The 25,799-nt window shown below is 70.5% G+C and carries 21 protein-coding genes and 1 tRNA gene; 10 read left to right on the plus strand and 12 right to left on the minus strand.

Annotated features, from left to right (window positions below; translation table 11 throughout):
• Window positions 1-44: 44 nt before the first annotated feature.
• Window positions 45-839, minus strand: a complete 795-nt coding sequence (locus tag DP939_RS19535) for a hypothetical protein (protein WP_147268049.1) — start codon at window positions 837-839, stop codon at window positions 45-47.
• Between the two features lie 312 nt (window positions 840-1,151).
• On the opposite strand from DP939_RS19535, the gene DP939_RS19540 reads away from it, so the two are divergent.
• Window positions 1,152-1,622 (plus strand): NUDIX hydrolase, encoded by a 471-nt coding sequence (locus DP939_RS19540; RefSeq protein ID WP_113982147.1) that lies wholly within the window; start codon window positions 1,152-1,154, stop codon window positions 1,620-1,622.
• A gap of 175 nt (window positions 1,623-1,797) precedes the next feature.
• Here DP939_RS19540 and DP939_RS19545 read toward each other — a convergent pair whose 3' ends face one another.
• Window positions 1,798-3,240, minus strand: coding sequence for a hypothetical protein (locus DP939_RS19545; protein WP_147268050.1), 1,443 nt, complete (start codon window positions 3,238-3,240; stop codon window positions 1,798-1,800).
• 1,477 nt (window positions 3,241-4,717) lie between these two features.
• Window positions 4,718-5,911, minus strand: coding sequence for an FIST signal transduction protein (locus DP939_RS19550; RefSeq protein ID WP_225878367.1), 1,194 nt, complete (start codon window positions 5,909-5,911; stop codon window positions 4,718-4,720).
• Window positions 5,912-6,100: 189 nt separating this feature from the next.
• Here DP939_RS19550 and DP939_RS19555 point away from each other — a divergent pair, with 189 nt between their 5' ends.
• Both DP939_RS19555 and DP939_RS19560 read left to right on the plus strand, forming a co-directional pair.
• Window positions 6,101-7,510, plus strand: a complete 1,410-nt coding sequence (locus tag DP939_RS19555; protein ID WP_113982149.1) for a sigma 54-interacting transcriptional regulator — start codon at window positions 6,101-6,103, stop codon at window positions 7,508-7,510.
• A 21-nt stretch (window positions 7,511-7,531) separates the two neighbouring features.
• Window positions 7,532-9,478 (plus strand): vWA domain-containing protein, encoded by a 1,947-nt coding sequence (locus tag DP939_RS19560; RefSeq protein ID WP_113982150.1) that lies wholly within the window; start codon window positions 7,532-7,534, stop codon window positions 9,476-9,478.
• 4 nt (window positions 9,479-9,482) lie between these two features.
• On the opposite strand, the gene DP939_RS19565 is transcribed toward DP939_RS19560, so the two are convergent.
• Entirely contained in the window at window positions 9,483-9,887 is a 405-nt protein-coding gene (locus tag DP939_RS19565) for a DUF6292 family protein (protein ID WP_225878368.1), read from the minus strand.
• 266 nt (window positions 9,888-10,153) lie between these two features.
• Here DP939_RS19565 and DP939_RS46220 point away from each other — a divergent pair, with 266 nt between their 5' ends.
• Together DP939_RS46220 and DP939_RS19570 are read left to right on the plus strand one after the other, a co-directional pair.
• Window positions 10,154-10,297 (plus strand): hypothetical protein, encoded by a 144-nt coding sequence (locus DP939_RS46220; protein WP_158578622.1) that lies wholly within the window; start codon window positions 10,154-10,156, stop codon window positions 10,295-10,297.
• Window positions 10,298-10,343: 46 nt separating this feature from the next.
• Window positions 10,344-10,772, plus strand: coding sequence for a DUF2269 family protein (locus DP939_RS19570; RefSeq protein ID WP_113982152.1), 429 nt, complete (start codon window positions 10,344-10,346; stop codon window positions 10,770-10,772).
• A gap of 7 nt (window positions 10,773-10,779) precedes the next feature.
• Here DP939_RS19570 and DP939_RS19575 read toward each other — a convergent pair whose 3' ends face one another.
• The gene (locus DP939_RS19575; protein ID WP_113982153.1) at window positions 10,780-11,916 is read right to left on the minus strand and encodes a cystathionine gamma-synthase; all 1,137 of its coding nucleotides are present in this window, start codon (window positions 11,914-11,916) and stop codon (window positions 10,780-10,782) included.
• A gap of 37 nt (window positions 11,917-11,953) precedes the next feature.
• Window positions 11,954-12,586, minus strand: coding sequence for an NYN domain-containing protein (locus tag DP939_RS19580; protein WP_113982154.1), 633 nt, complete (start codon window positions 12,584-12,586; stop codon window positions 11,954-11,956).
• A 213-nt stretch (window positions 12,587-12,799) separates the two neighbouring features.
• Here DP939_RS19580 and DP939_RS19585 point away from each other — a divergent pair, with 213 nt between their 5' ends.
• Complete coding sequence (locus DP939_RS19585) at window positions 12,800-13,960, plus strand: sensor histidine kinase (protein WP_113982155.1); 1,161 nt, start codon at window positions 12,800-12,802, stop codon at window positions 13,958-13,960.
• 5 nt (window positions 13,961-13,965) lie between these two features.
• Here the strand turns inward: DP939_RS19585 and DP939_RS19590 are convergent, their stop codons facing one another.
• Window positions 13,966-15,336: a cystathionine beta-synthase gene (locus tag DP939_RS19590; protein WP_113982156.1), complete on the minus strand. Its 1,371-nt coding sequence runs from the start codon at window positions 15,334-15,336 to the stop codon at window positions 13,966-13,968.
• Window positions 15,337-15,496: 160 nt separating this feature from the next.
• Here DP939_RS19590 and DP939_RS19595 point away from each other — a divergent pair, with 160 nt between their 5' ends.
• The 4 genes from DP939_RS19595 to DP939_RS19610 all read left to right on the plus strand — a co-directional run bounded on the left by DP939_RS19595 (window position 15,497) and on the right by DP939_RS19610 (window position 21,496).
• The gene (locus DP939_RS19595; protein ID WP_113982157.1) at window positions 15,497-16,480 is read left to right on the plus strand and encodes an SGNH/GDSL hydrolase family protein; all 984 of its coding nucleotides are present in this window, start codon (window positions 15,497-15,499) and stop codon (window positions 16,478-16,480) included.
• A gap of 50 nt (window positions 16,481-16,530) precedes the next feature.
• Complete coding sequence (locus DP939_RS19600) at window positions 16,531-17,898, plus strand: outer membrane protein assembly factor BamB family protein (RefSeq protein WP_113982158.1); 1,368 nt, start codon at window positions 16,531-16,533, stop codon at window positions 17,896-17,898.
• Between the two features lie 115 nt (window positions 17,899-18,013).
• Window positions 18,014-19,231, plus strand: coding sequence for an acetyl-CoA C-acetyltransferase (locus tag DP939_RS19605; protein ID WP_113982159.1), 1,218 nt, complete (start codon window positions 18,014-18,016; stop codon window positions 19,229-19,231).
• A 15-nt stretch (window positions 19,232-19,246) separates the two neighbouring features.
• Window positions 19,247-21,496, plus strand: coding sequence for a polysaccharide lyase 8 family protein (locus DP939_RS19610; protein WP_113982160.1), 2,250 nt, complete (start codon window positions 19,247-19,249; stop codon window positions 21,494-21,496).
• A 2-nt stretch (window positions 21,497-21,498) separates the two neighbouring features.
• On the opposite strand, the gene DP939_RS19615 is transcribed toward DP939_RS19610, so the two are convergent.
• The 5 genes from DP939_RS19615 to DP939_RS19635 form a co-directional block, all read right to left on the minus strand.
• Window positions 21,499-21,909 carry a PPOX class F420-dependent oxidoreductase gene (locus DP939_RS19615; RefSeq protein WP_113982161.1) on the minus strand — a complete coding sequence of 137 codons (411 nt, stop codon included), beginning with the start codon at window positions 21,907-21,909 and terminating at the stop codon, window positions 21,499-21,501.
• 84 nt (window positions 21,910-21,993) lie between these two features.
• Complete coding sequence (locus DP939_RS19620) at window positions 21,994-22,218, minus strand: DUF4287 domain-containing protein (protein ID WP_111168973.1); 225 nt, start codon at window positions 22,216-22,218, stop codon at window positions 21,994-21,996.
• Between the two features lie 244 nt (window positions 22,219-22,462).
• Window positions 22,463-23,245, minus strand: coding sequence for a Bax inhibitor-1/YccA family protein (locus DP939_RS19625; protein ID WP_113982225.1), 783 nt, complete (start codon window positions 23,243-23,245; stop codon window positions 22,463-22,465).
• Window positions 23,246-23,793: 548 nt separating this feature from the next.
• Window positions 23,794-23,866 (minus strand) — tRNA-Leu (locus tag DP939_RS19630).
• A 546-nt stretch (window positions 23,867-24,412) separates the two neighbouring features.
• Window positions 24,413-25,741, minus strand: coding sequence for an NAD(P)/FAD-dependent oxidoreductase (locus DP939_RS19635; RefSeq protein ID WP_113982162.1), 1,329 nt, complete (start codon window positions 25,739-25,741; stop codon window positions 24,413-24,415).
• Window positions 25,742-25,799: the final 58 nt, after the last annotated feature.

The following is a 25,799-nucleotide window of genomic DNA, read 5'->3' on the forward strand; positions in this document are numbered from 1 at the left end:
CTCCGCGCGCCGGGGAGCGCGGAGGCGCGTCAGGGGGCCGTTGATCAGTCGCCGGGGTACGAGCGCGGAGGCGAGATCTTGACCTTGCTTCCCCAGCCGGTGATCCGCATGTTGTGGGCTTGTGTCACGGTTCCGCCAGATTCCAGCGGATGGGTCCATGAGGCCCACGCCCGGCGGATGAGTCCGTCCTTCCCGATCCACAGCCGCCATGCGACCTTCAGCCGCCGCTCCTTGGCGGTGGGCTTGTCGATCAGGTCGTCGTCCATGCGCGGGTCGGCCTTGTACAGCGCGGCCAAGGTGATGATGCCGTCCAGGCGGACCGTGCCCGCCGATGTGGTGTGCCGCGCCCTCGTGCTGGCCAGCACCGCACGTAACGTGGGCACGTGAAGCAGGCTTATGTAGCCGATCTCCAGTTGGGGCCGTAGGTAGTCCAGTTTCACCCTGGTCCAGTCGTACGACCCCCATGTGCCGTCGTCGTTGATATCGCGGCTTTTGACGTAGTGCTGCCCCGTGAAGGTGATCCACCGCGTCGGCCATGGATCCTCTTCGTTACCGGGAGTGTGGCTGGTGAGGTCGGATGCCTGGAGTCCTCCATTGCGGAACTCGACGCGCCCGTACTCCGTCCTGCGGGGTCGCTCATCCTTTTGCCCGTCGCCGGTCGCCTCGACGGTCCGTCCGGTGACGAAGAAGCGTATGCCGTGCCCGTTGATCAGCATCCGTTCGAGCGCCGCCACCGGGTCGGGTCCCACCTGCCGGCCGTGGGCGGCGTGCGCGGTGGCACCCGGACCGGTGGCGACGAGCACCGCCAGCGTGAGCGTGATCATCGTTGCTCGCCGCATCGTGATCGTCTCCCAAGTCGATGGACTGGAACAGGGGAGATCGTTCTACACATGGATCTCGGCGAGGTCACAGGTCGACGCCGTGCAACCGGCCCAGGATGATGACGCCTTCAAGCCGCCGTGTGCCGCCCGAGGTGGAGTCCCACGATCGCGTGATGGCCGGCACCGCTGTCAACGTGGCCGGATCGAGGACGTCGATGTACCCGATGCCCAGTCGAGGCCGCAGATGCGCGAGCTCGGCCTTTTCGATGTCTACGCTGAAACTTCGAGACCGTATAGGAGCAGTCCCGGTCCGTGAGGAGCACCTGACCCGTGGCACGCACCGAGTACTACGACGATCCGGACGCGCCCCCACCGAACAGCCTCGTGGTGGGCGTCTCGGTCGCCATCCGGGACGACCAGGGGCGCGTACTGCTGCAACGCCGGGCCGACAACGGCCTGTGGGCCATGCCGGGAGGTGGCATGGACCTCACAGAGTCGGTGCCCGAGGCGGGCCGGAGAGAGGTGAAGGAGGAGACCGGTTATGACGTGGAGATCACGGGCATGACCGGGCTCTACACCGACGCCCGGCACATCATGGCCTACTGCGACGGCGAAGTACGGCGGCAGTTCAACATCTGCCTCGCGGGCAGGATCGTGGGCGGGGAAATGGCGATCAGCGACGAGTCCACCGAGCTTCGCTGGGTACCGGCCGCGGAGCTTGACGCGTTGCCTATGCACCGGACACAGCGAATGAGGCTCAGACACCTCATGGAAAACAGAGACCAGCCGTACATCGGCTGATAATGACGGGCCCTGGTGGCCGGGGGGACCGCACCGGGGGCACGGCGCGCGGCCCTGTCAGCCGGTGCTCGGATCGACGAGGTACCACGACACACGCGAAACACCGGGGACAGGGCGTGACCGGGCACGGCGGGGCGGCGTCCACTGCGCTCCGCCGTACGCCGGGTCGCCGCCGTCAGGGCGACGACTTGGCCACGAGCGCTCGCAGGTCCTGAGCCTCGGGCAGCAGGCGGGCCTCACTCGTGAGCGATCCGTGGACACGGGCGCCCATCCGCCGGATGGCCGTGGTGTGCTGGTCGGCCGGAAGGGCCGCCATCGCCCGCACGGCCAGTCCGACACCCTCGCGGTCGCCGCTCTTGGCCAGGTACCAGGCCAGCTTCAGCTCGGCCCGCGTATGCGCACGCGGGGCGATCCGCTCACTGCGCGCCATCTCGTCGGCGAGATCATCGGCGACGCCGGCGTCGCCCAGCGCGGTCAGTACGCCGGTACGGCAGGACAACAGCCGTTCCTCTGGATAACCCCAGACCGCGACACGCTCGCCGGTGACACTCTCAGGCAGCCGCCCGAACAGTCCGTCAAGGTCATCGAGCGCACGCCGGGCGGCCAGTGGATCCTGGAACCCGAAAATCTTCGCGCGTGCCGCGCACGCTTCGGCCACACCGGCGTACGGACGACCACCGGCAAGCCGCTCGGCGTCGTCGGCGAGGGCCAGCGCGACGCTCTTCATGCCGATGGTCTGCGCGACGAGCGCGTGCCGCCCCAGCACCCATGTCGCCAACTCCTCGTCCCGGGAGGACTCGGCGGCCCGCCGCGCGATCCGCCACCACCGCGACGCCGTGGCGAAGTCGCCTGTTTCTGTGAGTGCCATCGCCATCAGCGCCGCGAGCCGAGCCCCCACCCGGTGCGCCCGTGGCAGATCGAACTCCGGACGGCGGTCGATCACGCCGCGAAATGAGGCGATGTCCATGGCCAGGACGCCTATCAATGCGGCCGGGGACGTCAGGGGCAGGGCACAGGCGTACTCGTGTACGGTGCGGTCCCAGTCGTCCAGGGTGTAATCGTCGGCCATGCCCAGCTCGTGCCCGAGAGCGGAAAGCAGCGTCTCCAACGCATCCAGCGGAATGGCCACGCCGGCGGTCAGCGCGGCGAGGATCTGTGTCGCTGCGCGGCGTTTCATCTGGGCACCACCAATGACGGGCTCTTTGAGGCTACTTCCTGCATTGGTGGCTATGGGGACAGTCTTGTCTGCATTGTCGGGACAGAGCCGCTCGACTTCTGCCACCGCCATGGCTTGCGCCAGTTGTTCGCTCGCGTCGGCGTCAGGGGTGCCGGTCGGGCCGACCGTGAGTTCCGACAGGGTGTGTTCCGAGCCGAAGAGGTGGGCGTCGGTCCGGCCATAGATGCGGGCGTACAGTGGGCGATACACGTCGGCGCTGGGGTGATGTCGTCCGGTCTCATGGCCCCGAATGCTTCCGACGACCGACTTCAGCTTGGGCAGCGTGTAGGGGTCGGCGATCTTCAGCATCTCCTGGGCCAGGCGGGTACGTCCCCAACGCCGCCGCTTGCGTTCCGCGCGCAGGCGCAAGGCCCATGCCGGGAGATTGTCGCTTTTGCCCATCGGCCCGCCTTTGACGGAGGTTTAGGAACGAGACCTAAAGCACGGCTTCACTCTAAGTATCCATACGGATACTCTTCCATGAGGCTGTTCGCCGGAGAAACTTATAGCCTTCGGGGCCCTTGCCTGGATGGGGACGAACGGACGGGCTCCGGTCAGCATTCACCTCGCGTGACCGGAGTACGTGTTCCGTCAGTCGTCACAGAAGCCATCCCCACCCGCAGGAAGCACAACGGCATGATCATCGGGCTGGACTACGCCTGGGAACACTCCGCGCTGTGAGCACATCTGCATGTTGGTGCTAGGGCCCGCCTTCAAGCCCTCTGCATGTGCAGGGAGCCCGGCCAACACATCGGGCGCGGACGGGACTTCGGGGCCATTCTCACGCAGGGGCACGGGGCGCGCCCGCTTCAAAATCTTCCCTGGTGCAGAGCATCGGAACATCCCCGTGCACACGGGGAGCACACCGCGACGTTCTGCAACGTCGACACCGACCTGGGACCATCCCGCGTGCGCGGAGAGCACCCTTTCTCGGTGTTCACGTCCAGGGTGCGGCCGGGACCACCCCCGCGTGCGCGGGGAGCACTCAGCGGCCTTGCCCTCGCAGGAGGTCAGGACGGGACCATCCCCGCGTTGTTGCGCGGGGAGCACACCGCACGCATTCCGGGGGGGCGGTCTGGGGCTGGGACCATCCCCGAGTACACGGGGAGCACCCTTGCTGGCCTGCGGGTTCTTCCGACGTAGACCAAGTTCGACGACTTTCATCGAAACGGACATTTCCGCCAGCGTGGCCCTTTTCCTCGTGGGCGCCAGGGTGCAGCCTGCCGCTGTGGAGGTAAGGCGGGTCCATCTAGAGAAACGATATCTCGCAAGGGCCGTGAGCATGGTGGCTTGCCAGGGACGGTGGGTGTGCTCGTCGCCTCCCGGGTTGGGTGAGCGGGTTTGTGCTCTTGGCCATGGTGGCGGCTGATGTGGACATGCGCGGGGGCCGGGTCAAGCCGGTGGCGGTAGCGCCGGGCAGAGCCCGGCATGGGCAAGGCGTCCGAGCGAATGCGAGGGCCATCGCGCGGAGCGCGGGTGCCGGGCGAAGCCCGGCCAAGGGAATACGGCTGAGCGAAGCGAAGGCCGCTGGTGGCGCGTGGAGCGCGGCGGGTCCGCCGGAGGCGGGGGCATCGCCCCAAAGGGGCGGTGGGGGAACGGCGAGGCAGCGTACGACGCCGCGGTGGTCTGGAAAGGGCCCTTCTTAGCCGGTGCTTGGAACGGCGAGCGGCCATGACACACGCGAAACACCGGGCACCAGGGCGTAACTGGGCACGGCGGGCGGGGACTACTGGGCTCCGCCGTACAGGAGCCTGGCACGAGGGAGATACCTGAGCGTCATGCCGGGCCCTAGGAAGAGCGGGCTGAGCGGAGCGAAGGCCATTGGGCGGCGGGGGTGGGGGGCCTTGTAAGGCAAGCCCGGGGGGCGAAGAGCAGGGGGTCAGAGGTCGTAGGCAGGGTCGCCGGGGGTGGAGAAGACGAGGAGGGAGGCGGTGAAGCCGTGGACGTGGTTCTGGCCGCCTACCGGGCCGACCTCGCCGGCCGCGAAGAAGCCCGCCACCCCGATCGGTCCCAGGGTGTCGCGGACCGCGATGGGATCGTGGTCGGCGCTGCCGAACATCGACGAGCCGCGCCCGTTGCAGGAGAACAGCAGGGCCCCGTCCACGCTCCCGTGTTCCTGCCGGTGGGCGTCCAGGAGTTCGTACAGGTCCTCGTCCGCCGTACGGGCGTCGCGGACCTGGAAGCGCACGGTCCGCCCGATGTCGAGGACGTCGCCGATGGCCACCGCCTCGCGCTCCGGGTCGATGCCCAGTACGCCCCGGATCAGGAAGTCCCCCCGCTCGTGCCGTTCGGCGTACTCGTCCATGGCCACGCCGATCTGCAGCCCGGAGGCGACGAGTTCGCGTTCGTCCTCCTCCAGCCCGCTGACGATGTCCTCCAGCCGCCCCAGCGCGGGCTGCCCGGCCAGTTCGAGCAGCAGGTTGTCCTCCGCGCGGGTGACGGCCATGGTCGGGCCGATGGGTCGGCAGCCCTGGCTGACGACGGTGCTCACCGCGATCGGGCCGCCGAGGATGACGCCGATGGCCCCCTCCTCGTACACCTCACCGTCGGCGAACAGCCGTACCGACCCCCGCCCCCGCATCCCGTTGGCCAGCCCGCCGATCAGCGGCAGGTCGCCGAGGACTTCGCCGGAGCGTTCGACGAACGCGTCCGTCGGGAAGCTGTACGGGTCGGCCAGGATGACCGCCACGCGGTCGTCGTGGACGCGTTCGGGCAGGCCGACCACCACGAACTTGTCGTGCGTCCGCAGCGTCTCCAGCGCGAACGGCGTGACCCGCGCCCCGTCCAGCGTCGCGGCCCAGGCGCTGACCGCCGGGTTCAGTTCCACGCCCCTGGCGTCGCCGATCACGCCGGTGGCGCTGCACCCGATCACGTGCGCCCCGGGGGCCATCCGCATGGCGCGGTGCCCGGCCCTGGCGACGTCCTCCGGGTCCTCGCCGCAGATGAAGAAGCAGACGAGCTCGGCCGGCGCGCTCAGGCCGGACAGGGCCTGGCCGATCGCCGCCTCGGCGGCCTCCTCCAGGTCGGGTCCGACCGCGAGGCCGTCGGCGAAGCGGCTCGTCAGCAGTGCCACCGGACTCGCCTCCTCAACTACCGGCAATGACAGGAACTGTCCCCTTGGCCCGATTCTCCCCACTGAATCGACAAGCACGCGTGCCAATCCCCATATCGATGCTCAAACCCCCGCTCAGCGGGGGTGTGGGCGCACCAAGTAGGCCGATCGGGCTGCCGAGGCCCCCTCCATGGACGTAGTCTCGAACCCGTGCATCAAAACCCAGAGCTCCACACTCTGCGTGAGCTGCGCCAGAGCGGCCATATTCACCGCACGGTGAAGGCGGAGATCCGTGCGAACCTGCTGGCCCGGTTGCGGGCGGGCGAGGACCGGTTCCCCGGCATCGTCGGCTTCGACGACACGGTGCTGCCGCATCTGGAGCGCGCCCTGCTGGCCGGGCACGACCTGGTCCTTCTGGGCGAGCGCGGCCAGGGCAAGACCCGCCTGATCCGGACCGTGACCGGCCTGCTCGACGAGTGGACCCCGATCGTCGCCGGGTGTGAGATCAACGACCATCCCTACGCGCCGTCGTGCGTGCGCTGCCGCAGGCTGGCCGCGGAGGCGAGCGAGGACCTGCCCATCGCCTGGAAGCACCGGGACGAGCGCTACGGCGAGAAGCTCGCCACCCCCGACACCTCGGTCGGCGACCTCATCGGCGACGTCGACCCGATCAAGATCGCCGAGGGCCGCACCCTGGGCGACCCGGAGACGGTCCACTACGGGCTGGTCCCGCGCAGCAACCGCGGCGTGTTCTCCGTCAACGAGCTGCCCGACCTGGCCGAGCGCATCCAGGTCTCGCTGCTCAACGTGCTGGAGGAGCGCGACATCCAGGTACGCGGGTACAACCTGCGGCTCCCCCTCGACATCCTGCTCATCGCCAGCGCCAACCCCGAGGACTACACCAACCGCGGGCGCATCATCACCCCGCTGAAGGACCGCTTCGGCGCGGAGGTCCGCACCCACTACCCGCTCGACCTCGACACCGAGCTGCGGCTGATCCGCCAGGAGGCCACGCTCGACTGGTCCGAGCTGGGCGCCGAGCTGCCCGACCACCTGGTCGAGGTGATCGCCCGGTTCACCCGGCTGGTCCGTGAGTCCACGGCGGTCGATTCGCGTTCGGGGGTGTCGGCCCGGTTCTCCATCGCCGCCGCCGAGTCCGCCGCCGCCTCGGCCGTACGACGGGCGGCGCTGACCGGCGAGGAGCACGCGGTCACCCGCGTGTGCGACCTGCCCTCGGTCGTCCACACGCTGCGCGGGAAGGTCGAGTTCGAGGTCAGCGAGGAGGGCAGGGAGACCGACGTGCTGACCCACCTGCTGCGCAGGGCCACCGCGGAGACGTTCCGCGGCACGCTGGGCGGCATGGACCTCAGCGCGCTGCTGGCGAAGTTCGACGACGGCGCGCAGGTTGAGTCGGGCGAGCTGATCAAGGCGGGCGAGCTGCTGCGCCGGATCGGCCCGGTGGACGGCCTGGCCAAGATCATGTCCAAACTGGGCATGGGCGAGGGCGAGGAGTCCCCCGGGCACGCGGCGGCGGCGCTGGAGTTCGCGCTCGAAGGGCTGTTCCTGATGCGCCGCCTGTCCAAGGACGTCACCGAGGGCAACGCGATCTACCGCACCTGACGCCGTCCTAGGGGGCATCGGATGACCTACCGGTATGGGCAGTACAACGACGGGCCGGACCCACTGGCGCCGCCGTATGACGTGCGGGCCGCGCTCGACGAGATGGGCGACGCGATCCTGTCCGGTTCCACGCCCCTGCACGCGCTGCGCGACCTGCTGAAGCGCGGCCTGCCGGGCGCTCCCGACCGGCGCGGTCTCGACGACCTGCTGCGCGAGGTACGGCGGCGCAGGAACGAGCTGCGCGAACGCGGCCGGCTGGACGGCACCCTGGAACGCGCCAGGGCGCTGCTGGACAAGGCGATCGGCCAGGAGCGGGCGGAGCTGTTCCCCGACCCGGCCGACGAGGCCCGGCTGCGCGAGGCCGAGCTGGACACGCTGCCCGACGACACCGCGAGCGCCATCCAGGCGCTGCGCGACTACCAGTGGCGTTCGGCGGCGGCCCGGCAGACGTACGAGGAGCTGCGCGACCTGCTGCGCCGGGAGGTGCTGGACAGCCGCTTCGCGGGCATGCGGGAGGCGCTGGCCAACCCGGACCCGGAGGCGATGGAACGCGTCCGGCGGATGATGTCGTCCCTCAACGACATGCTGGACCGCGACGCCCGCGGCGAGCACACCCAGGCGGATTTCGACAGGTTCATGGAGGAGTACGGGGACATGTTCCCCGAGCGCCCCCGCAACCTGGAGGAGCTGGTCGACACCCTGGCCCGCCGGGCCGCCGCGGCGCAGCGGATGCTGGCCTCGATGACCCCGCAGCAGCGCGAGGAGCTGGGCGCGCTGATCGACCAGACGCTGGAGTCGGCCGGGCTCGCCGAGCAGATGCGCAGGCTCGGCGACGCCCTCTACGCCCGCCGTCCCGACCTGCCGTGGAGCACCCCGGAGCGGTTCTCCGGGGACGACCCGATGGGCATGGGCGACGCGGTCAGCGCGCTGACCGAGCTGGCCGACCTCACCCAGCTCGAAGCCGCGCTCCGCCAGGACTACCCCGGGGCCCGGCTCGACGACATCGACGAGGCGGCGATCCGGCGGGCGCTCGGCCGTTCCGCGGTGGACGACCTCGCGGCCCTGCGCCGGATCGAACGCGAGCTGGAACAACAGGGCTACCTGCGCCGCCAGCGCGGCAAGCTGGAACTGACCCCCAAGGCGGTGCGCCGGCTGGGCGAGACGGCGCTGCGCCGGGTGTTCTCCTCGCTCGACGCGGGCCGCCGCGGCGACCACGACCAGCGCGACGCGGGCGCGGCGGGCGAACCGACCGGCTCCTCACGGGCCTGGCACTTCGGCGACGAGCAGCCGCTCGACGTGGTCCGCACGGTGGTCAACGGCGTGCGGCGGGGCGGCGGCTCCCCGGTACGGCTGGCGGTCGACGACTTCGAGGTCGCCGAGACCGAACGCCGCAGCGCGGCGGCCGTCTGCCTGCTGGTGGACCTGTCGTACTCGATGGCGCTACGCGGCACCTGGGCCGCGGCCAAACAGACCGCGCTGGCCCTTCAGGCGCTGGTCGCGTCGAAGTTCCCCCAGGACGCGGTGCAGATCGTCGGGTTCTCCAACTACGCCAGGGTGCTCCAGCCCGACGAGCTGGCCGGGCTGGAGTGGGACATGGTGCAGGGCACCAACCTGCACCACGCGCTGCTGATCGCGGGCCGCCACCTGGACCGGCACCCCGACTTCGAGCCGGTGGTGCTGGTGGTCACCGACGGTGAGCCGACCGCGCACCTGCTGCGCAACGGGCGTTCGGCGTTCGAGTGGCCGCCGTCGGCCGAGACGCTGGAGCTGACCCTGGCCGAGGTGGACAAGATGACCCGGCGCAGGGCCACCCTCAACGTGTTCATGCTGGCCGCCGACGAACGCCTGAAGGAGTTCGTCGATGAGGTCGCCCGGCGCAACGGCGGGCGGGTGTTCTCGGCGAGCGCCGACCGGCTCGGGGAGTACGTCGTCAGCGACTTCCTCCGCAGCAGGCGCGCCCGGCGCTAGCCGTTCAGGCGGTCTGCAGGGTGGCGTAGTCGGCGAGCGCGAGGTCGAAGCCGTCGCGCTGGTGGCGGTGGGAGCGGTAGCAGGGCCGCCAGGCCGTACTCCCGCCGCCGCCCGCACGCGCGTCGGCCAGCGCGCCCGGGACCCGCTCGGGCCGGGGCAGCACGCCCCCGCACAGGTAGCGGGCGACCGCCGCGCCGGGGCACAGGTGCCGCCAGCCGCTCTCCTCGTCCCACTGCAACCGCGTGCCGTCGGTGAGCCGGAGCGTCGCCGAGCGCGGCCCGCCGCCGCTCGGGTCTTCCTCCGACCAGTCGTCCACCGCGTCGCCGAGCGCCTCGACGACGCGCCTGAGATAGAAGCCGGGCTGCCGCCGCCACTCGTCGGTGAACGGCTCCACATGCCTGACCGCCACGAGCGGCACCTCCTTGTGCCATGGCGGAACCATCGGAAAGGTGACTTAAATGTGGCCCGCCCGCGTCCGCCAAGGGTCGAGCACGTAGGGAATCCTACTCAGGCAAGGGGTGAGCGGGGGCGGTAATCGACGCATCTGACAGGCGACCTGTTCCGGAGTCACGCCCGGCTCCGGGGCGCGGCGAAATGCCCGGCCGCGGTGGTCGTCACATCGGTGCGTACGACGTTCCGGCAGGGGGCCCGGCGAGTCGGAAAGGGGTGAGCGGAATGATCGCCGTAGTCCTGATCGTGCTGATGGTCGTCGCGTGCGTGTCCTATGAGTTCTGTCTCGGCGCCCTCTCCCGCTGCCGCCCGGAGGCGGGAGACGAGGTCGTCACCGCTGAGGGGCGCGACGCGCCGCCGGCGGGGTGAGGACGAACCTCCCGGTGCGATCACCGGGAGGCTAGTCTTCTGGCCTATGGGTACGCTGCTGCTTTGGTTGCACATCGCCTTCGCGATCTTCGCGATCGGCCCGGTGGTCGCGGTGACGAGCGCCACACCGCGCTACATCCGCGCGAAGGACGTCAACGTCCTGCGCTATCTCCACCGCAGCACCCGCCTGTTCGGCGTGCTGGCGCTGGGCGTCTTCCTGTTCGGGCTCATCCTGGGCGTGACGATGGGCGGTGGCACGCTCGCCAAGCCGTACCTCTCGGTCTCCATGACGCTGTTCATCGTGGCCGCGGTGCTGCTGGTCATCATCGACCGTGACCAGAGCACCGCGATCCAGGTGCTGTCGAGCGAGAGCCCCGAGGACGACGCCAAGGTGCAGTCCGGCAGGGTGGCGGCCCTGTCGGGCATCGTCGCGCTGCTGTTCCTGGCGATCCTGGTGCTGATGGTGTGGTTCTAGGACGCCGCTAGAAGGCGCGGGTGAGGTCGGCGAGCAGGTCGTCGATCGACTCGATGCCGACCGAGAGCCGTACCAGGTCGGCGGGCACCTCCAGCGGCGACCCTGCGACTGAGGCGTGCGTCATCCGGCCCGGGTGCTCGATCAGCGACTCGACGCCGCCCAGCGACTCGCCGAGGGTGAACAGGCGGGTCCGGCCGCAGATCCGCACGGCCTCCTCCTCGCCGCCCGCGACCTGGAAGGACACCATGCCGCCGAACCGCCGCATCTGCTTGGCGGCGATCTCGTGGCCGGGGTGGCCGGGCAGGCCCGGGTAGAGCACGCGGGTCACCTTGGGGTGCGCACTCAGCAGTTCGACCACGCGCTCGGCGTTGTCGCAGTGGCGTTCCATGCGCACGGCGAGCGTCTTGATGCCGCGCAGCGTCAGCCAGGCGTCGAACGGCCCGGCGACGGCGCCCATGGCGTTCTGGTGGTAGGTCAGCCTCTCGCCCAGCTCCCGGTCGGCGACCACCAGCGCGCCGCCCACCACGTCGGAGTGCCCGCCGACGTACTTCGTGGTCGAGTGGACCACCACGTCGGCCCCGAGCGCGAGCGGCTGTTGCAGGTAGGGCGAGGCGAATGTGTTGTCCACCACCAGCAGCGCCCCGGCCTCGTGCGCGACCTCGGCCAGCGCGGCGATGTCGGCGACGCTCAGCAGCGGGTTGGTCGGGGTCTCCACCCAGATGACCTTGGTCTTCGGGGTGACCGCCGCCCGCACGGCCGCCACGTCGGAAAGCGGCACCGGGTCGAACGCCAGCCCCCACCCGTCGAGCACCTTGGCGAACAGCCGGAACGTGCCGCCGTAGGCGTCGTGCGGGATGAGCACGTGATCGCCCGGCTTGCACACCGTGCGCAGCAGGGTGTCCTCTGCGGCCAGCCCGGACGCGAACGCCAGCCCGCGCACCCCGCCCTCCAGCGCCGCGATGCACTCCTCCAGCGCGGCCCGCGTCGGGTTGGCCGACCTGCTGTACTCATATCCCGAACGCAGGCCGCCGACGCCGTCCTGCTTGTAGGTGGAGGTGGCGTAAATCGGCGGCACGACCGCACCCGTGACCGGGTCAGGCTCCTGACCAGCGTGGATGGCCAGCGTCTCGAATCCATTGCCCATGCGGCCACCGTACCCTCCCGCCCCCGCCGCACAACGGTCAACTCCAGCTCTTCGGCCGCGTATAGGTCAGCCCGGCAGGTCCGGGGACCAATGGGGGTAGCTGGGACCTTCTGATGGTGTCGATGCCCAGGAAGAAGCGCCCGTGCGCGGCGCGTCCCAGCACGTCCGAACGTCTGCCGGGAGGAAAGACGACGATCACTCCCACCGCCGGATTCAACCGGCGGACCGCGCGGACGGCCACGCAGAAATCGCTGTCGCCGGACACGAGCAGAATCTTGTCGAACCCTCCCCGCACCGCGTCCTCGATCATCGCCAGGGCGATGGCGACATCGGATTCCTTCTCCTCGTAGGTGCGCCAGGTCGCGCCGCAGGCATGGCACTGCCTGCGGCGCTCCTGAAACCGGCCGAGCACGATGTCCACGGAGGTGTGCGCCTGCAACGCGCCCAGGTAGGCGTTCTGCCGGGTCTGTGCGGCCGGGTCGTTTCTGATCGGTGCGGTGAAGTAGCGAACGGAGGCGAGCCGCTGATGCGGCCGGAGCAGCCGGCGCGTCATCGCTTCCAGGTCGAGCCAGAGATAACGCCGACCATATGGACGAATGCCGTGATAGAGATTGAACCCGTCAATGTAGGCGGCAACCGCCTCTGACTTGGGATTCTGGTTGTGCGTCATGGGGGACCTGACCTATTCTGAAGTCATCCCGGTCAGGGATTGACGTCCCTGGCCCGACGGCCCTCTTTTGAGGGCCGTCTCTTTTTTCGAGCCTTTGTTCGAACCGCATCCCGATCGTAACTCACGATGCGCGATCGAGTGGCTACTTTGCGCACACCATGTTCGGCCGAACGGCTGATACGGGCCGGTGGCGGGCCCCTTAGGCTCGATGCCGTGGGTGACACCAATCGGCTCGTCTATTGGGGCAGGAGGCTCGGCCGGATCACGTTGATCGGCTGGATGGGTCTGCTGCTCATCGGCGATCTCGGGATGGGGCTCGCCCAGCGGCCGGTGGCGTTGTTGCCGTTCGTGTGCGGGGTGGCCGGGTTCGTCGCGGTGCTGACGCGGGCCCGGTGGCGGGTGCAGGCGCTGGCGGGGTTGCTCGGGCTGTCACTGGTGGCGTCGATCGTGATCAACGCCATGGGGCCGGTGGGCTCGGAACAGTACATCGGGATGACCGAGGGCTGGGCGATCCTGTTCCTGACGGTCGGGACGCTGCGCTGGGTGGAGCCGATCGGCCGGGCGGTGCTGCTGGCGCTGGCGTCCATGATCGTGCTGGTGGTGGCGTCGGGCACCCGGTCGGAGGAGGTCGCCGCGCTGGCCATCGGCCTGCTCAGCCTGATGGCCTGGTCGTTCGCCGCGGGCACCGGGGCCTACCTGCGGTTTCAACGCGAGCGCCGGGACCAGGCCACGCACGCCGTACGGCGGGCCGAGCGCCTCGAACTCGCCAGGGAGCTGCACGACCTGGTGGCCCACCACATCACCGGCATCGTCGTGCAGGCCCAGGCCGCCCGCACGGTCGCCGAGCAGAAGCCGGAGGCGGTCGTGCCCGCCCTGGACGCCATCGCCACCGCCGGGGCCGACGCGCTGACCTCGATGCGCCGCCTGGTCAGCGTGCTGCGGGCGCAGGACGACGCCTCCCGTACGCCGGGCGTGGCGCTCGCCGACATGCGCGTCCTGGTGGAACGCTTCAACACCGGCGGCCGGACGAAGGCGGTCTTCGAGGTGGGCCGCGGGGTGAGCGAGGCCGCGCTGCCGCAGGAGACGTGGACGACCCTCCACCGGGTGCTCCAGGAGTCGCTGACCAACGTCAGGCGGCACGCGCCGCACGCCGGGTGGGTGGAGATCGACCTGCGGCTGGTTCAGGGCTGGTTGTGGATGCGGGTGCGCAACGAGAGCCCGCCGGGCGAGGGCCGCACACTGCGGCTGGGCGGCGGGTTCGGGCTGGTGGGCATGGGCGAGCGGGTCGAGGCGCTGGGCGGCCGGCTGTTCGCCGGCCGCGCGCCCGACGGGGCCTGGGAGGTCATCGCCCAGCTCCCCGCCGCAGCCGCATAGAGAGGCTAGTGATTGGTGAGGAAGGTCAGGATGTCCTGGCGGGTGACCATGCCGACCGGCTTGCCGTCGTCCAGGACCACGGCCGCGTCGGCCTTCTCCAGGGCGGCGACCGCGATGGAGACCGGCTCCCCCGCGCCGATCATCGGCAGCGGCGCGGACATGTGCCCGGCGAGCGGGTCGGAGGCGTCCACCCGGCCGTGGTAGAGGGCGTCCAGCAGCTCGCGCTCCACGATGGAGCCGATCACCTCGGCCGCCATGACCGGCGGCTCCTCCTTCATCACCGGGAGCTGTGACACCCCGTACTCGCGCATGATCTCGATCGCGGTGCCCACCGACTCGTGCGGGTGGGTGTGCACGAACTGCGGCAGTTGTCCGGACTTGCGGCCCAGTACGTCGCGGACCGCGCCCTCGTCGGTCGAGGTGGACAGGAAGCCGTAGTCGGCCATCCAGTCGTCATTGAAGATCTTCGACAGGTAGCCGCGCCCGCCGTCCGGCAGCAGCACCACGACCACGTCGTCCGGGCTCCCGGCGGCGGCCACCCGCAGCGCGGCGACCACGGCCATCCCGCACGAGCCGCCGACCAGCAGGGCCTCCTCGCGGGCCAGCCGCCTGGTCATGCCGAAGGAGTCGCGGTCGGCGACCGCGATCACCTCGTCGCACACGCCGGTGTCGTAGGTGTCCGGCCAGATGTCCTCGCCGACGCCCTCCACGAGGTACGGGCGTCCGGACCCGCCGGAGTAGACCGACCCCTCGGGGTCGGCCCCGATGACCTTGACCCGGCCGCCGGAGACGTCTTTCAGGTAGCGGCCCGCGCCGCTGATCGTGCCCCCGGTGCCGATGCCCGCCACGAAGTGGGTGATCCGGCCCTCGGTCTGCTCCCAGATCTCCGGCCCGGTCGAGTGGTAGTGGCTGGCGGGGTTCTCCGGGTTGGAGTACTGGTCGGGCTTCCAGGCGTTCGGCGTCTCGCGGGCCAGGCGGTCGGAGACGGAATAGTAGGAGTCGGGGTGGTCGGGTGAGACGGCGGTCGGGCAGACCACCACCTCGGCCCCGTACGCGCGCAGCACCGCCACCTTGTCCTGGGCCACCTTGTCGGGCACCACGAACAGGCAGCGGTAGCCCTTGCGCTGCGCGACGATGGCCAGCCCGACGCCGGTGTTGCCCGAGGTGGGCTCCACGATCGTGCCGCCGGGTTGGAGCGCTCCCGAGCGTTCGGCCGCCTCCACCATGCGCAGCGCGATGCGGTCCTTGACCGAACCGCCCGGGTTGAAGTACTCCACCTTGGCCACCACCTGCGCGGGCACCCCGGCCGCCACGTTGTGCAGCCGGACGAGGGGGGTGTTCCCCATCAGCTCGATCAGCGAGTCATGTACGCGCACCGCCCGAAACCACCTTTGCCCACGAAAGCGCTTGTCTTGTTCCCAAAGCTACCGTGACCAGCACGAAAAGAAGGATGATCGAGGCGCGTCTACTTGCTGTTCTCCGAGGAAGAACCGAGAAAGACCACTACGCACGTGGTCATCGGTACAAGGGGGCAGCGTGATCTGGACTCCGGGGGTCGCGCGGGCGGCGCGGCGGATCGCCACGGCGGCGGCGTTCGGCGGGGGCGGGCTGACCGCGGTGGGGGCGGTCGCCTACGGGCTGCTGGTGGCCGAGGGGCTGCTGGCGCGCAGGCTGGTGGGGCGGCCGGTGGCCGAACAGGGGCCGCCCGCCGACGGGATCTACGGCGACCGTCCCGGCGAGCCGATCGGCCTGGTCATGCTGGGCGACTCGACCTCGGTGGGGATCGGGCTGAACGACCCGGCGGAGACTCCGGCCGTGATCCTGGCGAACGGCCTGGCGGCGGTGGCCGAGCGCCCGGTGCGCTTGACCGTGGCGGGCATGTCCGGAGCCGAGTCCGCCCACCTGGAAGGCCAGGTGGACCAGGCCATCGCGACGCGCCCCGACATCGCGGTGATCTTCATCGGGGCCAACGACGTCACCACGCAGACCCGGCCCGCGCAGGCCGTGGCGCATCTGAGCAAGGCGGTGCGGCGGCTGGTGGACGCGGGGGCGGAGGTGGTCGTCGGGACCTGCCCTGATCTGGGAACGGTCCGGCCGATCGCGCAGCCGCTGCGCTGGATCACCCGGCGCTGGTGCCGGGAGCTGGCCGCGGCGCAGACGGTCGCGGTGGTCGAGGCGGGCGGGCGTACGGTGGCGTTCGCGGACCTGCTAGGACCGGAATTCGCGACAAACCCGGGCGAGATGTTCGGACCCGATCGATATCACCCATCTGCCAGAGGTTACCAACAGGCTGCTTACGCGGTGCTACCTTCTGTATGCACCGCGTTGGGGCTCTGGCCCGAGCCCGAGCCCGAGCGTGGCGCGAGATCGAAGTCGATCTACCTTGCGGCGGCCCTGGCCGCGGAGGAGTCAGGCACCGAGGTCACCGGTACCGACGTCGCCGGCCGTACGGCCGCGCCACAACGACGCCGGGTCAGGTTTCTTCGCAGACGGGCGACCGCCCTGCCCGACGACGCCTGACCTCGCTCACACTCCGCCCCAGGGCCGTCACTCCCTGCCTCTAGGAGTGAATGCCCGTGATCCGCCCCCACCCCGCCCACCGCCTGAAGAGACCCGCCGCCGCACTGGCGGGCGTGCTGGCCCTGGCCGGCTGCACCGGCAGCGACGCCGCCACGCAGGCCGCCCCCACCTGGTCCAACGGCCAGGTCAACGCGGTGAGCAGGATCGCCACCGCAGGAGGGGTGCTGGCCGCCACCGCGTTGCGGCCCGACGGCGGTATGGAGACCTTCACCGCCGAACTCGCCACCGGACGGCGGCTGTGGACGGCCCCGGCCACGATGGCGGGCCGGTTGCCCGGCATGGGCGTGGCCCCGCCCGCCGCCGTCACCACCGGCAAGGGCGAGACGGTGGTCGCGTCGCTGGACCCGCCCGCCCGCAAGGGCAAGTGGCACGCCACGCTGGTGGCGCGCGACGCGCGTACCGGCGGCCCGCGCTGGAGCCGCCCGGTCCACTCGTCGTTCGGGCCGCAGAGCTGCGGCCCCTACCTGTGCCTGACCGAGCACACCGCGACGGCCGCCGCGCGCACGGTGATGCTCGACCCGGCGACCGGAAAGACCCTGTGGCGGCTGCCGGGCATCGCGGAGGTGGAGTGGTCCGACGCCACGCGCGTGGTGGTGCTGCGGCTGGCCCGCCACCCGGTGCTGGAGAGCTACGACCTGAAGTCCAGGAAGGTCGTCTGGCAGCAGCCGGTGGAACGGGCGCTCGGCGACGGAGTGGACATGTCGGGCGGATGGGCCTTCGGGCCCGCACAAGACGACCTGGTCGGATATATCGCCCCCTACCCGGACACGCGCAAGCGGAAGGTCTCCGCCTTCGGCATCTTCTCCGTCCGGCTGGAGGACGGTTCGATCAACTGGATGCGCCCCAGCGTCGTACGCGTCTACCCGAGCGGCAACCCCGGCTTCGCCCCGATCGTGCGCCCGGTGGACGACCAGGGCCGCTACGGCGGCTTCGCCCGGCTCGACCCGGCGACCGGGCGGGTGCTCGGCCAGATCGGCGTGGGCGACGCCCCCGGATCGGGCTGGTGGCTGGCCTTCCCGCCCCGGATGGACCGCATCGGCTTCCTCAAGCACGGGGCGCAGGGCGCCGCCTACGAGCTGGCCACCGGCCGCGCCGCCAAGCAGGAGAAGCAGCACGCCTGGTCGTTCTGCGTGACCGACCCCAAGCCGCTGCCGATCAAGGGCCAGCCGCCCGGGTTCTACTCGGTGGCCGCCCTGTGCGAGTACGACCTCGGCACCGGCAAGCGCGCGGAGAGCCAGGGCCCCCCGCCGCCCTGGTTCACCGGCAGCCAGGACGGCTGGCGGCTGTGGCGCGACGAGCGCGGCGCGCTGCACGGCATCAAGGACGGCGCGGTGTCGGCCCCCGGCATGTACGGCTGAGCGCGCCGCCGGAGCCGCGTAGTACAAAGTTCTGTTATCCGGCCCCCGGCCGGGACGAGCACGGACCCGCGAGGTAATCTCCGCATCAGAGCGCCGAATCACACAGGAGTGCCCCATGCCCGAGGCAGTAATCGTCGCCACCGCACGCTCGCCCATCGGCCGCGCCTTCAAGGGCTCGCTCACCGGCATCCGCCCCGACGACCTCGCCGCGCAGATGATCACCGCCGCCCTGGCCAAGGTCCCCGAGCTGGACCCGGCCCAGATCGACGACCTGATGCTCGGCTGCGGGCTGCCGGGAGGCGAGCAAGGGTTCAACATGGGCCGGGTGGTGAGCACCCTGCTGGGCCTGGACGGCGTGCCCGGCACCACCATCACCCGCTACTGCGCCTCCTCGCTCCAGACCACCCGGATGGCCTTCCACGCCATCAAGGCCGGTGAGGGCGACGTGTTCGTCTCGGCGGGCGTGGAGTGCGTGTCCCGGTTCGCCAAGGGCAACTCCGACTCGCTGCCCGACACCCGCAACCCGGTGTTCGAGGAGGCGGGCGCGCGTACCGCGAAGTACGCGCAGGGCGGGCTGACCTGGTCCGACCCGCGCGAGGACGACCAGGTGCCCGACGTCTACATCGCCATGGGCCAGACCGCCGAGAACGTCGCCCAGCTCAAGGGCGTCAGCCGCCAGGAGCAGGACGAGTTCGGCGTCCGCTCCCAGAACCTCGCCGAGAAGGCGCTGGCGAACGGGTTCTGGGAGAGCGACATCACCCCGGTGACGCTGCCCTCGGGCGAGGTCGTGAGCAAGGACGACGGCCCGCGGCCCGGCACGACGTACGAGAAGGTGGCCGGGCTCAAGCCATCCTTCCGCCCGGACGGCACGGTGACCGCGGGCAACTGCTGCCCGCTGAACGACGGCGCGGCGGCGGTCGTCGTGATGAGCGACACCAAGGCGGCCGAACTGGGCATCACTCCGCTGGCCAGGATCGTCTCCACCGGCCTGACCGGGCTGTCGCCGGAGATCATGGGCCTCGGCCCGGTCGAGGCCTCCCGCAAGGCGCTGGCCAAGGCCGGGATGGCGATCGGCGACGTCGATCTGGTGGAGATCAACGAGGCGTTCGCGGCGCAGGTCATCCCCTCCTACCGGGAGCTGGGCATCGACCTCGACCGGCTCAACGTCAACGGCGGGGCCATCGCGGTGGGCCACCCGTTCGGCATGACCGGGGCCCGGATCACCTCCACCCTGCTCAACGGCCTGCGCTTCCACGACAAGACGATCGGTCTGGAGACCATGTGCGTGGGCGGCGGCCAGGGCATGGCGATGCTGCTGGAGCGGCTGTCGTAGTGGGATGATCCTGGGGTGCGCGGCCATCCCAGGCGGGTGTTGCTCCGGTTCGGCGCGCTCGGCGCGGCCGGGGCGCTGGGGGCGCTGTTCCCCGCGCCGCCCGCGCACGCCCCGGACACCTCCTTCGTCGCGCTGCGCCGCCGCTGGCTCGCGGTGACGGCGGCGACGCCGTTCGACCCGGCGGCCGAGCCGTACCGGACCGGGCTGGCCCGGCTCGGCGCGCAGGCCGCCGGATACCGCGACACGATGGCCCCCGCCGACGGGTGGCTCTGGCCCGACCAGGCGTTCCCGTCGTTCGTCGCGACACCGGCCCGGCTACGGGCGATGGCCCGCGCCCACGTACTGCCGGGCACCGGGCTGACCGGTGACGCCGCGCTGGCCACGGCGGTCGCCACCGGGATCGACCACTACCGCGCCCGGGTCTACTCCGCCGACGCCGAGCAGGTCGGCAACTGGTGGCACTGGCGGATCGGCGTGCCCCGGGCGCTGCTGGACGCGGCCCTGCTGATCGGCCCGCACCTGACCGCGCGGCAGCGGGCCGGGCTGCGCGATGCGGTGGATCGGTTCGTCCCGGAAAGCGTGCTCGGTTCCTACACCGGCACCAGCACCGCGGCCAACCGGGTCGATCTGTGCACGGTGATGCTGCTGCGCGCGATGCTGGACGACGACCACGGCAGGGCGGCGCTGGCCGCCGCCGCGCTGGCCCCCGTGTTCCCGCTGGTTTCTGCGGGCGACGGGTTCTACCGCGACGGCTCGTTCATCCAGCACACCACGATCCCCTACCAGGGCGCGTACGGCGTGACGCTGCTGACCGGGCTGGCGACGCTGTTCGCGGTGCTGCGCGGCTCGCCGTGGCCGGTCGCCGACCAGCGGGTGTTCGACGCGGTGGAGCGGTCGTTCGCACCGTTCGTCCACGACGGTTTCGTGATGGACCTGGTGCGCGGCCGGTCGATCGCCAGGCAGGCGTTCGGCGACCACCGCAGGGGCCGGGAGCTCGCCGCGGCGATCCTGCAGCTCGCCGAGTCGGCGTCGGCGACGACGCGTTCGCGCTGGCGGGCGATGGTCAAGGGCTGGGCCGTACGCGACACCGCACAACCCATGCTGCCCGCCGCCGAGCGCAGTGACCTGGCCTTTCACGCCCGGCTCGCGGCGATCCTGGACGACGAGGCGATCCCGGCCGCCGCCGAGCCCACCGGGCACCGGCTGATGACGATGAGCGCGCGTGCCGTGCACCGGCGTCCGGGGTGGTGCGCGGCGCTCAGCATGGCCTCCCACCGGGTCGGCCACTACGAATACGGCAACGGCGAGAACCTCCGCGGCTGGCACACCGGCTCGGGGATGCTCTACTGGTGGGCCGAGGGCCACGGCGACCACTACTCCGACGCCTTCTGGGCCACCGCCGACCCCTACCGCCTGCCCGGCACGACGGTGTCCACGCTGCGGCTGCCCGACGGCGCGGGCGGTTCGTGGGGCGACACCTGCCCGCCGGGCCGCTGGGTCGGCGGCGCCACCGACGGCGAGTACGCGACCGCCGGCCAGCACCTCAACGGGCTGGAGAGCACTCTTGAGGCGTTCAAGACGTGGGTGTTCCTGGACGACGCGGTCATCTGCCTGGGCGCGGGCATCACCGCGGGCGACGGTGTGCCGGTGGAGACGATCGTGGACAACCGCCGGACCACCGCGCCGCTGACGGTCGAGCGCGGCTGGGCGCACCTGGCCGGGCACGGCGGTTATGTGCTGCCGGGCGGTCCCGCGCTGCGCACGCTGCGTGCCGCCCGTACCGCCGGGACGGTGACCAGGGATTACGTGACGCTGTGGCTGGACCACGGCGCCGATCCGCAGGGCGCGGGTTACGTCTACCTGCTGATGCCGGGCGCGACGCGGGCCGCGACCCGGGCCCGCGCGGCCGACCCCGGCTGGATGCGAGTGCTGGCCAACACCGCCGGGCGGCAGGGCGTGCGGGTGCCCGCGCTGGGATTGACCGCGGTGAACTTCTGGCAGGAGGGCACGGCGGGCCCGCTGGGCGCGTCCGCGCCGTGCGCCGTACTGGTCCGCGAGCGCGGCGACGGCACGGCCACCGTGACGGTGGCCGATCCGCGCCGCGCGCTCGACGGGCTGACGGTGACCTGGGACCGGCCGGTACGGCGAGTGCTGCGCGGCCACCGGCTGCTCGCGGATGCCGGGACCGGCGCGCGGCTCACCCTCACGTTCGGCGGGATGGCCGACGACGAAGGGGCCTCGCACACGGTCACCGTCCGGCTGTGACGTCAGCCGTGGACGTCGGGGCCGGCCTTGACCGGCTCGATGCGGATGAGCAGCCGGCGGTCCCGCACCATCGCGGCGCGGTAGTCGTCCCAGTCGGGATGCTCGCCGGATATCCGCCGGTAGTAGGCGACCAGCTCGTCCATCGCCTCGGGCAGCGGCAGGAGGTCCGCGGTGCCCTCGACCTGGATCCACTCGCCGAAGAACGCGTCGGTGAACACGCAGAGCACGGCGTTGGGGTCACGGCGCAGGTTGCGTACCTTGACCGCGGTCTCCCTGCTGCTGATGACGAGCCGTCCTTCGTCGTCCACGCCCACGGTGACCGGCGACATCTGTGGCCGCCCGTCCGCGTGCCTGGTCAGCAGGACCGCTCTGTTGTTGTCGCGCACGAACGCGCGTGCGCTGTCGAGATCCATGGCCCCATCATGGCGCAACGCGGGCGCCGGGGGCCGCTCGAAACGACGCCCGCGCCGAACGCGGGGCGCGGGCATCGAGGACGACTACATGCGGTGACGGCGGTGCCGCTCGTGCTCGCGCACGATCGCGGCGGCATAGCCGTGGGACAGCCCGTGCTCGTCGGCGAGCCAGTTCGCGCGCTCCTCGCAGCGCAGGAAAGCCGGGCCGTTGTCGATGGCTTGGAACCACTCTGGGAGTTCGCGCCCGGTGATCGTAGCGACCCTGGCGATCAGCTTGTTCTGCATCTCCGGTGAGTGGTTCAGCGACATGGGCACCTCCACGGATGAGCTCCTTTGCTCGACCCTGCAACATGGGCGGCCAAATGGCAAGACCGGAGTCACATCTCTTCGCCGAACAACCGTAGATCATTTCGTTCTACCGACGAACCACCACAAAACGGAAGACCCCGCCGAAGCGGGGTCATTCCTCCGCAATCCCCGGTCCCGGCGGCCCTTCGGCGCGCCGGGCCGGTGATCACTCGCTGCCGGCGGCCGTCAGCCGCCGCCAGTCGCGTCAGTCGCTGGAGGTGAAGTAGCTGACGAAGCGGAGCACCTCCAGGTAGATCCACACCAGGCTCAGGGTGAGCCCGAACGCGGCCTGCCAGGCGAACTTCTCCGGGGCGCCCATCCGGATCGCCTGCTCGATCGAGTCGAAGTCGAGCAGCAGGAAGAAGCAGCCGAGCAGGATCATCGCGATGCTGAAGACCCAGCCGAGCGGGCTGTCGGTGCGGATGCCGATGCCGCCGTCGTTGAAGAAGCCCACGACCAGGTTGACCAGCATCAGGGCCAGCGCGGCGATGGCCGCGGCGCTGACGAACCGGACCAGCTTGGGGGTGACCCGGATGATCTTGAGTGAGTGGACCGCGAGCACCGCGCCGAACGCGAAGGCCGTGCCGAGCACCGCCTGCAGCACGATGCCGTTGTAGAACATTTCGTACTGGTGGCTCAGCGCGCCCACGAAGACGCCGTAGAAGACGGCGTAACCGAGGATCAGCGCCGGGTTGGTGCTCTGCTTGAACGACGCGATCAGCGCGAGCACCACGCCGACCAGCGCACAGGCGACCGCGATGCCCAGCGGCACGTTGAGCACCCAGGCCGCGGCACCCGTCACGACGAGCGTGCCGAGGGTCATGAACCCGCGCACCACGACGTCGTCGATCGTCATCGGGCGCTGCGCCGGCGGAGCGTACGCCGGGGCGTCGTACATGCCCTGGAGTTGTTCGGGGCTCGGGGTGGGGCCGCCCCACGCCTGCCCGCCCTTCCGTTGCCGACTGAAGATCGGGTTCTTGCTCTCCATCGCTTCCTCCACGCTGCGGCCGGCTACGCGATCAGGGTAGTAGATCACGCATCACAGAGCCCTATCGAGCGATTTGTGTCTTCACTTTTGGACCTGGTGGAACCCCCCGCGGACGTCGGACGCCGCGACGCGGTCCCCGGCACGGCGGGCCGGGGCGCTCTGGTCAACGTTCCGCGGGGGCCGGTGGTTCCCGGCCCGAGCGGGAAGTTTCCAAGCAGCCGGGCGGTGTGCCCCATGACTCCGGCTTCGCCACTTACGTCACCGTCGTCACTACGGTCCCTGAGCCGCCCCTTCCAGCGTCGTGTCCGATTACAACGGGGCGAGGTCGGCGCGGAGACGAATTGATGAAGAAGCCGCAACGCGACGTCGCGACCGACAGAAAGTCATTCGGTTTACCTGGGCCGATCTATTTCCGCGACGAGGAGCGTACGTTGCGCTACGAGCGGGGGTATCCCGGAGAGTCCAAAGAGGCCGTCGAAGGTGACCCAACCTCGCGTCTAACTACGAATGCGCACGTGGGCGACGATTCTTAGACGCTTCAGCAGAGGTGCCCCCGGCGGGACTCGAACCCGCACTACAACCCTTTTAAGGGGTTTGCCTCTGCCATTGGGCTACGGGGGCGCCGCAATCATACGTAATGGACCACTCATAAGAGGAGCACAGTTTCGCATCAGGGGTCACAGGAGATGACGTAACGCCGATTACGGACGAAGTCTAAAGCCACCAGGGGTCAAGAGGAGACCCCTTGGCGGGGTTTAGTGGCAGATGTCCGCGCTGCGGTGTAAGGCGTCGCAGGTCGCGGGCCGATCGGCGCGCATCAGGGCGCACAGTCGGCGCCCCCGGTGCGGAATGCGGCGCGGGCCGCGGTCACGGGCATGAATGGTGACCGGTTGAGGCGGCCCGTAAAGGGTGACTCGAACGCCGCAGCGGGCGTACTGAGAGTGTCCGACCTTGGACATCCAGAACTTTCCTCGGATACCGGTCAAAGGCCGAACATGCCGACACCCGGCGGCGATGGCAGAGGCAACGAAGGGAAGGGAGAAGGGGCCGGACGCCGTACGGCAGGGCGCGAGCGCGCTCGTCGGCGACAGCCCCACCATCTTCTCCCCTCACACGCCGCCCACGCCCCGCGGGACGTGGGGCACGGCGTGCGGAATAGTATCCCGTTCAGCGACGGCGGTCAGCGGCGACCGCGGCGCGGAACTCATCGCGCGGGCGATGGATCTCGCCCAGGGAGATGGTCTCCCGCTTGAAGAACAGCGCGAGAGTCCACTCCACGACGACGCGGACCTTCCTGTTCAGGGTTGGTACCCGGGACAAATGATACGTGCGGTGCATGAACCACGCGGGCAGTCCACGGAGTTTGATGCCGTAGACGTTGGCCACGCCCTCGTGCAGGCCGAGCCCGGCGACCGAGCCGACGTACTTGTGCCGGTATTCCAGCAGCTCCTCGCCGCGCAGCCGGCGCACGATGTTGTCGGCCAGGACCTTGGCCTGGCGCACCGCGTGCTGGGCGTTGGGCGCGCAGTACTGCCCGGGGTTGGTCACGTCGGGCACGCCCGCGATGTCGCCCGCGGTGAAGGCGTCCGGGTGGCCGGCCACGGTGAGGCGGGTGGTGGCCTTGATCCGGCCGCGTTCGTCCAGCGGCAGGTCGGTGGCGTTGATGACCGGGCTGGGCTTGACGCCCGCCGTCCAGACCAGGGTCTCGGCCTCGAAGGCGTCGCCGTCGGAGAGCACCACGTGACCGTTCACGCACGACTCCAGGCGGGTGCCGAGCCGTACGTCGATGCCCCGCCCGCGCAGCTCGCCGAGCGTCCAGCGGCCCATCTCCGGGCCGACCTCGGGCAGCACCCGCTCGGTGGCCTCGACGAGCACCCAGCGCAGGTCTTCGGGGGCGATGTTGCGGTAGTAGCGGGTGGAGTCCTTGGCCATGTCCTCCAGCTCGGCCAGCGCCTCCACACCCGCGAAGCCCGCGCCGACCACGACGAAGGTCAGCGCCCTGCGGCGGACCTCCTCGTCGTCGGTGGACTCGGCCACGTCGAGCTGGCGCAGGACCCGGTTGCGCAGGCCGATGGCCTCACCGATGGTCTTGAAGCCGATGCCGATGTCGGTCAGGCCGGGGATCGGCAGCGTGCGCGAGATCGAGCCCGCGGCCATCACCACGATGTCGTAGCCGATCTCGCGGGCCGAGCCCTCGTTGGGCTCGAACGTCGCGGTGCGGCCGGCGTGGTTCAGCTTGGTGATCCGGCCGTTGAGGATGCGGACCTTGGGCAGCACCCGGCGCAGCGGGGCCACCACATGGCGCGGGGAGAGGTTGCCGGCCGCGGCCTCGGGCAGGAACGGCTGGTAGGTCATGTAGGACTGCGGGTCGACCAGCGTGATGCGCACACTGCCGTTCCGCAGAGACCCGCGCAGCTTGCGCTGCAGGCGCAGCGCGGTGTAGAGGCCGACGTAGCCGCCGCCGATGATCAAGATGTGCTTGGAATCGTGGTTCACCTTGGGTGCCCACCTCTCGCACTGGCCCTACCTTGTGAATACATTCACAAGCTTACGC

It is taken from the genome of Spongiactinospora rosea (genome assembly GCF_003315795.1).
GTDB classification, from domain to species: Bacteria; Actinomycetota; Actinomycetes; order Streptosporangiales; family Streptosporangiaceae; genus Spongiactinospora; species Spongiactinospora rosea.

What these genes read in the sequence shown, in the direction of transcription:
- DP939_RS46220 (WP_158578622.1), top strand. Translation starts at nt 10,154, where the DNA reads ATGATCGCCGTAGTCCTGATCGTGCTGATGGTCGTCGCGTGCGTGTCC.
- DP939_RS19570 (WP_113982152.1), top strand. Translation starts at nt 10,344, where the DNA reads ATGGGTACGCTGCTGCTTTGGTTGCACATCGCCTTCGCGATCTTCGCG.
- DP939_RS19625 (WP_113982225.1), bottom strand. Translation starts at nt 23,245, where the DNA reads ATGGAGAGCAAGAACCCGATCTTCAGTCGGCAACGGAAGGGCGGGCAG.
- DP939_RS19620 (WP_111168973.1), bottom strand. Translation starts at nt 22,218, where the DNA reads ATGTCGCTGAACCACTCACCGGAGATGCAGAACAAGCTGATCGCCAGG.
- DP939_RS19575 (WP_113982153.1), bottom strand. Translation starts at nt 11,916, where the DNA reads ATGGGCAATGGATTCGAGACGCTGGCCATCCACGCTGGTCAGGAGCCT.
- DP939_RS19545 (WP_147268050.1), bottom strand. Translation starts at nt 3,240, where the DNA reads ATGGGCAAAAGCGACAATCTCCCGGCATGGGCCTTGCGCCTGCGCGCG.
- DP939_RS19605 (WP_113982159.1), top strand. Translation starts at nt 18,014, where the DNA reads ATGCCCGAGGCAGTAATCGTCGCCACCGCACGCTCGCCCATCGGCCGC.
- DP939_RS19535 (WP_147268049.1), bottom strand. Translation starts at nt 839, where the DNA reads ATGCGGCGAGCAACGATGATCACGCTCACGCTGGCGGTGCTCGTCGCC.
- DP939_RS19600 (WP_113982158.1), top strand. Translation starts at nt 16,531, where the DNA reads ATGCCCGTGATCCGCCCCCACCCCGCCCACCGCCTGAAGAGACCCGCC.
- DP939_RS19580 (WP_113982154.1), bottom strand. Translation starts at nt 12,586, where the DNA reads ATGACGCACAACCAGAATCCCAAGTCAGAGGCGGTTGCCGCCTACATT.
- DP939_RS19615 (WP_113982161.1), bottom strand. Translation starts at nt 21,909, where the DNA reads ATGGATCTCGACAGCGCACGCGCGTTCGTGCGCGACAACAACAGAGCG.
- DP939_RS19560 (WP_113982150.1), top strand. Translation starts at nt 7,532, where the DNA reads ATGACCTACCGGTATGGGCAGTACAACGACGGGCCGGACCCACTGGCG.